The organism is Lentzea sp. NPDC060358 (assembly GCF_042725365.1).
Classification (GTDB): Bacteria; Actinomycetota; Actinomycetes; order Mycobacteriales; family Pseudonocardiaceae; genus Lentzea.
Genome location: NZ_JBHXCW010000280.1, coordinates 1 through 9,271 on the forward strand (window position 1 = coordinate 1; position 9,271 = coordinate 9,271).

Annotated in this window: 10 protein-coding genes; 5 read left to right on the plus strand and 5 right to left on the minus strand. The window is 71.2% G+C overall.

Annotated elements, in window-relative coordinates:
• Positions 1-189 precede the first annotated feature (189 nt).
• Positions 190-609 carry an SRPBCC family protein gene (locus tag ACFWGZ_RS36055; RefSeq protein ID WP_382456073.1) on the plus strand — a complete coding sequence of 140 codons (420 nt, stop codon included), beginning with the start codon at positions 190-192 and terminating at the stop codon, positions 607-609.
• 394 nt (positions 610-1,003) lie between these two features.
• Here the strand turns inward: ACFWGZ_RS36055 and ACFWGZ_RS36060 are convergent, their stop codons facing one another.
• From ACFWGZ_RS36060 to ACFWGZ_RS36070, 3 genes are all read right to left on the minus strand, one after another.
• Positions 1,004-1,564, minus strand: coding sequence for a snapalysin family zinc-dependent metalloprotease (locus ACFWGZ_RS36060; protein ID WP_382456074.1), 561 nt, complete (start codon positions 1,562-1,564; stop codon positions 1,004-1,006).
• Positions 1,565-1,873: 309 nt separating this feature from the next.
• Entirely contained in the window at positions 1,874-2,533 is a 660-nt protein-coding gene (locus tag ACFWGZ_RS36065; RefSeq protein WP_382456075.1) for a hypothetical protein, read from the minus strand.
• A gap of 96 nt (positions 2,534-2,629) precedes the next feature.
• Positions 2,630-3,043 (minus strand): STAS domain-containing protein, encoded by a 414-nt coding sequence (locus ACFWGZ_RS36070; RefSeq protein WP_382456076.1) that lies wholly within the window; start codon positions 3,041-3,043, stop codon positions 2,630-2,632.
• Between the two features lie 402 nt (positions 3,044-3,445).
• Between ACFWGZ_RS36070 and ACFWGZ_RS36075 the strand changes: the two genes are divergently transcribed.
• The gene (locus ACFWGZ_RS36075; protein ID WP_382456077.1) at positions 3,446-4,252 is read left to right on the plus strand and encodes an ANTAR domain-containing protein; all 807 of its coding nucleotides are present in this window, start codon (positions 3,446-3,448) and stop codon (positions 4,250-4,252) included.
• A 147-nt stretch (positions 4,253-4,399) separates the two neighbouring features.
• A complete protein-coding gene (locus ACFWGZ_RS36080; protein ID WP_382456078.1) occupies positions 4,400-4,771 on the plus strand; it encodes an STAS domain-containing protein in 372 nt (123 codons plus the stop codon).
• A 15-nt stretch (positions 4,772-4,786) separates the two neighbouring features.
• On the opposite strand, the gene ACFWGZ_RS36085 is transcribed toward ACFWGZ_RS36080, so the two are convergent.
• On the minus strand, positions 4,787-5,557 hold the full coding sequence (locus ACFWGZ_RS36085) for a DinB family protein (protein WP_382456079.1): 771 nt from the start codon (positions 5,555-5,557) through the stop codon (positions 4,787-4,789).
• A gap of 65 nt (positions 5,558-5,622) precedes the next feature.
• On the minus strand, positions 5,623-6,060 hold the full coding sequence (locus ACFWGZ_RS36090; RefSeq protein WP_382456080.1) for an SRPBCC family protein: 438 nt from the start codon (positions 6,058-6,060) through the stop codon (positions 5,623-5,625).
• A gap of 393 nt (positions 6,061-6,453) precedes the next feature.
• Between ACFWGZ_RS36090 and ACFWGZ_RS36095 the strand changes: the two genes are divergently transcribed.
• Entirely contained in the window at positions 6,454-7,803 is a 1,350-nt protein-coding gene (locus tag ACFWGZ_RS36095; protein WP_382456081.1) for an endo-1,4-beta-xylanase, read from the plus strand.
• Positions 7,804-7,878: 75 nt separating this feature from the next.
• Positions 7,879-9,240, plus strand: coding sequence for a glycoside hydrolase family 43 protein (locus tag ACFWGZ_RS36100; RefSeq protein ID WP_382456082.1), 1,362 nt, complete (start codon positions 7,879-7,881; stop codon positions 9,238-9,240).
• Positions 9,241-9,271: the final 31 nt, after the last annotated feature.

The window sequence follows — 9,271 nt, forward strand, 5'->3', positions numbered from 1 at the left end:
GTGTCGGGCGGGCCGCCGACCCCGGTGGTCACGCAGCGGCGGCACCCCACCACCCCACCGGCGTCGAGCTCCCCCGCGACGTCGACCGCCGCGACGCCCGCGCCCGCCGGGGATCGTTAGGCAGTCTTCAGGTTCAGCGCCGGGCAGAACCGGACAGGATGGGAGGAACCGCCGCCGGAAGGACCCGTCTTGACCCGAAGCCGTTCCATGCCCGCCGACGCGGAGGCCGTGTTCGACATCGTCTCCGACCTCGACAACGCGACCACCTGGCTGCCCGACTCCGTCGAGGTCGAGTTGAGCGGCCCCCACCTCATCCGCCTGTGGCTGCCCGCACTGCACGCCGAGGTCGGCGTCGAACGGCAGATCCGCATCGACTGGGAACGGCTGCGCATCACCTGGGGCAGCGAGACGACGACCTCCTGCTCCGGCACGCTGCAGGTGCTGCGGCTCGCCGAGGACCGCAGCGCGGTCAGCGTGCGGATCACCGGCCCGCCCGGCTCCTCGGCCGCCTCGGTCGACGCGTGGCTCGAGTCGGCGCTCGACGCGCTCGAGGCGGTCGTGTCCGCCGAGACGCTCGCCACCAGGGCGGTGCACCAGCCCGCGCGGTGACCGGCGCCGGGGTGGACGGAGTCGAGCCAGGTGACCGGCCGGCCGGGGTGCTCGAAGCACCACCGGCCCGCGGCCCGCGGGGGGTGGGCGGCCCGGTCCTCGCCGGGCGGGCGCCAGAGGTGGGCGGCCCGGTCCTCGCCGGCCGGCCCGCGGGGGGTGGGCGGCCCGGTCCCCGCCGGGCGTGCCCCAGAGGGTGGCGGAGTCGCCGGTGACCACGACCCGGCTGCCGGGATCCAGCGTGATCGTCATGGCGACGCCCCTGGCCGGGTGCGCCGGCAGGTCCCGCACACCGGACCAGCCAGCCAGGTGGCGCTCAGAGCCGTGGCAGCACACCCCTCGCGCACGGCCGAAGCCCGGACCCGCTGCGGGACCCGGGCTTCGCGGACGTGCTCGCTCAGGAGTGGACGGGGACCTGCTCGTAGATGGTCTTCCACTCGTAGGTGCCGACGAACCCGTTGGCCCACAGGGAGTTCACCCGGGCCGCCTCGGTGGAGTTGGGCGAGGCGACCGTGCACGACGTGCCGGGGCCACCACCCGACATCAGCTCGGAGCACGGGCCGCTGTAGTGGTCGGGCAGACCGAGGGCGTGCCCGGTCTCGTGCGCGGTGATGCGGGTGACGTAGTACTGCCGCGCCTGCGTGTAGTCGATGAAGATCGTGCCGCTGCCGTGGCCGTTGGTCGAGGCGTACGACCCGCGCGAGTCGTTGCCCTCGCGGTAGCGCAGGGTGGCCGCGCTGCGGTTCTCCACCAGCTTCACGTTGCTCACCCGCGCGTTCCAGTTCGCCGCGCCTTGCCGGATGGCGCTCGCGAACGTGGGGGCGCTGCTGGTGTCGTAGTAGACGGTGACCGCCGCCGCGGTGATCGGGCCCTCGTCGGCCGCGGCCTGGGCGACCACGGGTGCGACGAAGGTCGTGGACGCCGCGAGCGCGACGGTGAGGACGACTTTCCTGAACATGGGTGCTCCTCGCTTGCAGGGTGCGAAGAATGGAACCTGGGGGTTCCGCCACCCAACGTAAGGAACGTCGTCGCGCCCACTCGCCCGCCATTGGCGTGAAGCGGTTCACCGGTCTTGACTGTTGACGTTGCCCGTATTCCGGACGAATGCGATGAAGACGGGGAAAGGGAGCGAACGGCCGTCACCGTGCGTCAGAAACCCCGCCGGCGCTGCGGCTTCCGGCGATCAATTCCACGCAGGCACCATTCCCGGTCCACCCGGAATGTCGCTCGCATTCGTTCCCCGGCCGGCTCGGGAAAGCGCGGCGCGTCATCCGTCCGAGGCGAGCGCGGAGGCGGACCGGATCTGCGCGATCAGGACGTCCAGGTCCTCCAGCGGCGGGATGTCGGCCGCGGTCGAGGCGAGCAGCCGCGCGATCTCGGCCATCGCCTGCCGGTCCCGGTGCGGCTCGGGGATGCCGATGACGCGGGCCCTGCCCTCGGCGTCGCGCGTGACCGTGACCGCGCCGAAGCGGTGCCGCACCAGCGGCCGGGCCGGGTCGAGCGAGAAGTGGTCGAACACCAGGGGCGTGCTGACGCCGTCGTGCCCGGCCCGTTCCAGCTCGTCCTGGTCGAACCGCAGCAGCGACCGCTGGAGCGACCCGTCCGCGAGCCGTTCCTCCTGCAGCAGGATCGAGTACCGGTGGGCCGGGTCGACGCGCACCTCGCGGTCGTCGGCGGCGTCGAGCAGCCTCGCCAGCAGGCGGTACCGCTGCGCCATCGACGGCGTCGCGTGCCGGTCCGCCCGCAGTTCCTCGCGCACGAGCTCCGCCTCCACCGCCACCGCGAGCAGGCAGAGCACCGCGATCCCGAAGCCGATCCACGTCGGCTGGGCGAGCACGACGGCCGCGGCGCCCGCCGCGGAGAGCGCCGGTGGCGTGCACACGAGCGTGCGGCGCAACCACCGCGGTCGGGGTGACGAGCGACGCATGCGGCCTCCCTGGTGTGGCCCTGTCGTCAGCTGATCGGCCACACCGGCGCGGTCGTTACGCCCGGCGACGGGACGGCCACAAAGGACGGTCCGGCGTCACCGGTCGAGGTCCGCCGGCTCCAGGTCCCAGAGCTCCAGCTCCCGCAGCGCCGCCCGCACGTCCGGCACCACGGTCATCGCGTCGAGCAGGCCGAGCACGCCCAGCGGCCTCAGCAGCGCGCGACGGTCGGTGACCACCACGAAGCGCCTCCCCGACTTCGTGGCGCCGACGTGGGCGCCGTAGAGCACCCCCAGCACCGCGGAACTGCAGAACCGCACCGCGGCCGCGTCCGCGATCACCGGCAGCCCGCTGGCCACGGCGGCGTCGAGCACCGCGGACACCTCGCGCACCGCGATCACGTCGAGCTCCCCGGCCATGCGCACGAGGTACACCCCCGACGTCTGGACCGTGGAGAGCGAGAACGGAGGCGATTGGTCGCCGACGAGTTCCTGGGATCCGGAGATGAACACCGAGGTCTCCCCCTGAGCACGAGCCGCGTGAAGCCGGAAGCGGCGTGCTACCTGTTTGAACACGACCACACACCGTGAACTCTACGGGTCGGCCGGGCCGCGGTGTGTTCCGCCGGACGCGGCGATCGGGACACGGCCGGGTGACGGTGTCGTGACCGGGAAATGTGATCGTGCATGGATGCCGGGCCGGCCGGGTACTGAGTGTTCGCCGTGCATGCGCGCATCCACACGGCCGGCTGTTTTCGGATGGCCCGGTCCGGGTCGGCGGCAGAACGTTGAAACCTCCAGCGTCGTGTCGCCGGCCCGGTACCCGGACAGAGGCCGAAAGGCTCTCCGACGGTCGCGGAGATCGCCGTAGGATCTGCTTGCGCGCGTCGAACGGGACGCCGTGGAACTCCGCCCATGCAGACGAAGGAGCGCCGCGGCATGCACGACTCCACGGGGACGGAGCTCCGGCAGGCTCCCGGCGACGACCGCCCGGACCCGCTGGCACGGCTGGACGACGCCGCCGACGCCCTGGCGGTGCTGCGCGACACGTTCTCCGGCGCGGAGCCCCTCGGCGAGGCGCTGCAGCGGCTCGCGGACACCGCGACCAAGGTCATCCCCGATGCCGACGGCGTCACCATCTCCATCGTGGAGCCCGGCCGGCCGCGCACCGTCGCGGCCACCGACAGCGCGCTCGCCCGGATCGACGAGGACCAGCACCGGGCGGGCCGTGGCCCCGGCCTCGAGTCGGCGCGCACCCTCAAGCCCGTGCGCGCGGCCGTGGGCGAACGGTCCGAGCAGTGGCCCGAGTTCGAGCTGGCGGCCGCCGAGAACGACGTCCGCGCCTACCTGTCGGTCCCTCTCGTCCTGCCGGCCACGGACTCCTCCGACGTGCGGCACCTCGGGACGCTCACGATCCACAGCCAGACCGCCGCCGCGTTCGACCCCTACGACGAGGGGCTCCTGCTGCTGTTCACCACGGCCGCGTCCGCAATCGTCACCAACGCCCAGCGCTGGCAGCGGTCCCGCGACCGGGCCCAGCACCTGGAGCGGGCGCTGCACTCCCGCGCGACGATCGAACAGGCCAAGGGCGTGCTGATGGCCGTGCACTCCTGCTCGGCGGAGGCGGCGTTCGCCATGCTGGTCGAGCGGTCCCAGAACGGGAACGTCAAACTCCGCGACGTGGCCGAGGCGCTCATCCAGTCGATCAGCACGCGCGGCTGAAGGACCGCACGTCCCGGTACCCGTTTTCGCTTTGCCCCGAACGTGTGAAACCGCACAGCACCACGCCGGGCCGGTGGTCATGCCCCGCGGCATCACCCTTCGTAGCATCGGGTGAACAACGGCGGCGCTGCCAGGGTGAGGTGCGGGATGACTTCGAGCGGAACGGTGTCTGCGGCGGGAACGCGGATCTCCCGGCACGACGACGTGCTGGTGGCCGTGATCAGCGGCGAACTCGACATGACCAGCGTCGACGGGATCGCGGCGACCCTCTTCGACGAGCTGGGCACCGGTCCCGGCGGCATGGTCGTGGACCTCTCGGTCAGCTTCCTCGGCTCGTCCGGGCTGTCGATGCTGCTGGAGCTGTACCGGCGGGCCCGGCGCGCGGAGATCGGGTTCGCCCTCGTCGCCGTGGAGGCGGCGGCGGTGCGGCCCCTGACGGCGAGCGCTCTCGCCCACGTGCTGCCCGTGACCGGGTCGGTGGACGAGGCGCTGGCGCTGGTCCGGCAGAACCGGGACTGACCCGGTCCCCGCCGTTCACGCCGTCGCGGCCTCGATCGCGGCGAGGTCACGGGTGGCGTAGCGGAGGTGGTCCCACTCCTCCTGCAGGATCGTGTGCAGGCACGAGAGCACGGTCTCCGCGTGCCCCGGAGCCCAGGGGTTCTCCCGCTGCTGCGCCAGGTCCGCCTCCGTGACGGCCGAGAGGAAGTCGCGCACCATCGCGATCCGGCCGGCCCGCACCGCCAGCACCTCCGCGTACGGCACCGGGTCCGTCGTGAAGGCCGACGGGTCCAGCCCGTCCTCCTCCGCTCCCGCGTTCGCGAGGCCCGCCGGGTGGTAGGGCTCGGCGTGCCGCAGGACCGCCCGGTTGAGCCAGGTGTCGGTCGCCATCACCAGGTGCCGCAGGGTCTGCGCGAACGACCACTCGCCCCCGACCGACACGTCGGTCGTGCCCGCGGGCAGCGTCGCGGCGTGGTCGACCGCCGCGGCCCAGGCTCGTTCCACCGCGGCCCACGCGGACCGCAGCCCGTCCGGCGTGGTGGCCCGCCGCTCGGCGCGGCCGGGGAAGCGGCGGTCGAGCTCGGCGTCGACGAGCGGGACCACGTCGACGCCGTTCAGCAGCAGGACGCCGCCTCCTTCGAAGAGCCACGGCGCGTCGATGTCCATCCCCTGCACGTCGACGCCGCGCAGGACCACATCGGACAGTCCCGACGAGACGAACCGCGCGCCGGTGAGCGGCACGCGGTCGAACCGCGCTCCCCGCAGGTCGTCGGACGGGCCGAAGGCCGGTGTGCTGTGCTCTGGCATGCCAGGAGGTTACGGCGCGGCGGCCGTCCGTTCACGGCGTTCGCGCGAGCTCCCCGCGCGAGAGGTCAGTGCCCCATGCCGTTGAGCACGTCGGTCAGCTGACGCTCGGTGTCGTTGCCGAGCTTCTCGAAGACCACCTTGGCGATCGGCGTCGCGAGCTTGGCCGCGCCGTGGAAGTGCAGCTCGTTGGTGTAGGTGATCTTCGAGCCGGTGCCCTCCGGCACGACGTCGATGGTCTCGGTGGACGTGGCGGTGTCGTTGCGCCCCACCAGGACCACGCGGTCGCCGGTGAGCTGTTCGAGCGTGTAGGTCAGCTCGGTGCTGATGCCGGCGATCTTCGAGGTGTTGTGCCACGACGACCCGACGCGGACGGGACCCGCGTCCTCGCGGGTGCACCGCTCGGTGCCGGGGTCCCACTGCTCGGCGTTGCCGAAGTCGGCCAGGTAGGGGACGACGACCGCCGGAGAGGGCTGGACCGTGAACGTGCGCGAGACGGTGGACATGCGTGCTCCCTCTTCGGTGTTCGTGAACGCGGTCCCGGCGGAGCTCACCGCTCGCCGGCCCGGACCGTCAGATACCCGTTTCGCACGCTGCCGTACCAAAGACACCCGTTCGCGTTCTCCCCGGTGGCACCGCCGATCCGCCTTACCAGAGCTAAAGTGTTAGCGCTCACTTTAGCTTCCTCTCGATTTCCTCGATCTCGTTCGACCGTGATCGACGGCGTTCGACGTGCATGTTTTCCCTCTTTACGAACCCCGGTCCCCCATCCAGCTCAATTGTCGGGACAAGTCGAGGTCGTCTGCTTGTGAGCGTGAACACGGAGCTGCAACACTCCTCCCGCACTCGCCCCGCCCATCACGCCCGCATTCCGGGCACGTCCGGTGAAAGTGTGGAAGATGAAACTGACATCGAGGTCGGTCTCACTCGTCCCGATCGCGTCGGCGGTCGCGGCCGCGGTCGTCGGAGCTGTGCTCCTCGCGTCCGCTCCCGCGAGCGCGGCGACCACTCTCGGCGCCGCAGCCGCCCAGTCCGGCCGCTACTTCGGCACGGCGGTCGCGGCGGGCAAGCTGAGCGACCAGACCTACGTGAACATCCTCAACACCGAGTTCAACATGGTCACGGCCGAGAACGAGATGAAGTGGGACGCGACCGAGCCCAACCGCGGCCAGTTCAACTACTCCGGCGGCGACCGCATCCTCAACCAGGCCGTGGGCAACGGCAAGAGGGTCCGCGGCCACGCCCTGCTGTGGCACCAGCAGGAACCCGGCTGGGCCCAGCGCCTGGAGGGCTCGGACCTGCGCCAGGCCATGATGAACCACGTCACCCAGGTCGCCACCCACTACAAGGGCAAGATCTACGCCTGGGACGTCGTGAACGAGGCGTTCGCCGACGGCGGTGGCGGCGGCCGTCGTGACTCGAACCTGCAGCGCACCGGCAACGACTGGATCGAGGCGGCGTTCCGCGCGGCCCGCGCGGCCGACCCCGGCGCCAAGCTCTGCTACAACGACTACAACACCGACGGCGTCAACGCGAAGTCCACCGGCATCTACAACATGGTGCGCGACTTCAAGTCCCGTGGTGTGCCGATCGACTGCGTGGGCTTCCAGTCCCACCTCACGAACAACGCGCCGTCGGACTACCAGTCGAACCTGCAGCGCTTCGCCAACCTCGGCGTCGAGGTGCAGATCACCGAGCTCGACATCGCCGGCAGCAACCAGGCCAACGCCTACGGCGCGGTGACGAGGGCGTGCATGGCGGTCCGCGCCTGCACCGGCATCACCGTGTGGGGCATCCGCGACACCGACTCGTGGCGCACCGGCCAGAACCCGTTGCTGTTCACCGGTTCCGGCGCCAAGAAGGCCGCCTACAACTCGGTGCTCGACGCGCTGAACGCGGGTGGTCCCGGTCCCACGACGACGACCACCACCACCACGTCCAACGGCCCTGGCCCCGGTCCTGGTGGCTGCACGGCGTCGGTGTCGCTGAACCAGTGGAGCGACGGGTTCGTCGCCACGGTCAAGGTCACCGCCGGGTCCAGCGCGCTGACCGGCTGGCGGGTCACGGCGACCCTGTCGAGCGGGACGGTCACCTCGTCCTGGAGCTCGAACCGCAGCGGCACCAGCGGAACCGTCACCTTCACCAACGTGGACTACAACGGGGCGGTGCCGGCCGGCCAGTCCACCGAGTTCGGCTTCCAGGGCACCGGCAGCGGGTCCGGGCTCTCCCCTTCCTGCACCGCCGCCTGACACACCACCGGAGGACGGCTCACGCGGTCCGGGCGTCCCGGTCCGCGTGAGCCTCCCTGCCCTCGGGAGACGACGATGACCACGAAACGAAGGTTCTGGACGGCCACCGCCGCGGTGGTGGCCGTCCTGCTGTCCCTGATCGCCCCGGCGAGAGCGGACAACCCGATCGTGCAGCACATCTACACCGCCGACCCCGCGCCGTTGGTCCACAACGGACGCGTGTACCTCTACACGGGACACGACGAGGACGGCTCGACCTGGTTCACCATGAAGGAGTGGCGCGTCTGGTCCTCGGCCGACATGGTCAACTGGACCGACCACGGTTCCCCCATGAACCTCGCCACCTTCAGCTGGGCCAAGCAGGACGCCTGGGCCGGGCAGGCGATCGAGCGCAACGGCAAGTTCTACTGGTACGTCCCCGTCGTCACCAAGGCCACCGGGCGCCCCGCCATCGGCGTCGGCGTGTCCGACAGCCCCACCGGGCCGTTCCGCGACGCGATCGGCCGGCCGCTCGTCGAGAACGGCGAGATCGACCCGAGCGTGATGATCGACGACGACGGGCAGGCCTACCTGTACTGGGGCAACCCGAACCTGTCCTACGTGCGGCTCAACGCCGACATGACCTCGTACTCCGGCGGCATCAACCGGATCCAGCTCACCACGGCGGGCTTCGGCACCCGCACCGGCGACCCGAACCGGCCCACCCTCTACGAGGAGGGGCCGTGGGTCTACAAGCGCAACGGCCTGTACTACAACGTCTTCGCGGCCAAGTGCTGCTCGGAGTTCATCGCCTACTCCACCGCGCCCGGCCCCACCGGGCCGTGGACCTACCGCGGCACCGTGATGCCCACCCAGGGCAACAGCTTCACCAACCACCCCGGCATCGTCGACTTCAAGGGCGGCTCGTACTTCTTCTACCACAACGGCGCCCTGCCCGGCGGTGGCGGCTTCACCCGCTCCGTCGCCGTGGAGAAGTTCTCCTACAACTCCGACGGCACCATCCCGACGATCACCATGTCCACCACCGGGCCACCCGCCGCGGACACGCTGAACCCGTACGTCCGCCAGGAGGGCGAGACCATCGCCTGGGGCAGCGGTGTCGAGACCGAACCGTCGAGCGAGGGCGGCCTGAACCTCAGCCACCTCAACAACGGCGACTACGTGAAGCTCAAGAACGTCGCCTTCGGCAACGGCGCCAGGACCTTCACCGCCCGCGTCTCCTCCACCGTGGCGGGGAGCTCGATCGAGGTCCGCTCCGGCGGCCCGACCGGCGCCCTGGCCGGAACGTGCTCGGTGCCGAACACGGGCGGCTGGCAGACGTGGGCCACCGCCTCCTGCTCGGTGAGCGGGCTGACCGGCACCCGCGACCTCTACCTGAGGTTCGCCGGTGGCGGCAGCTACCTGCTCAACGTCAACTGGTGGCAGTTCAGCGCCTGATCCCTCCTCGCCGGCGCACCGACGCCAGTGG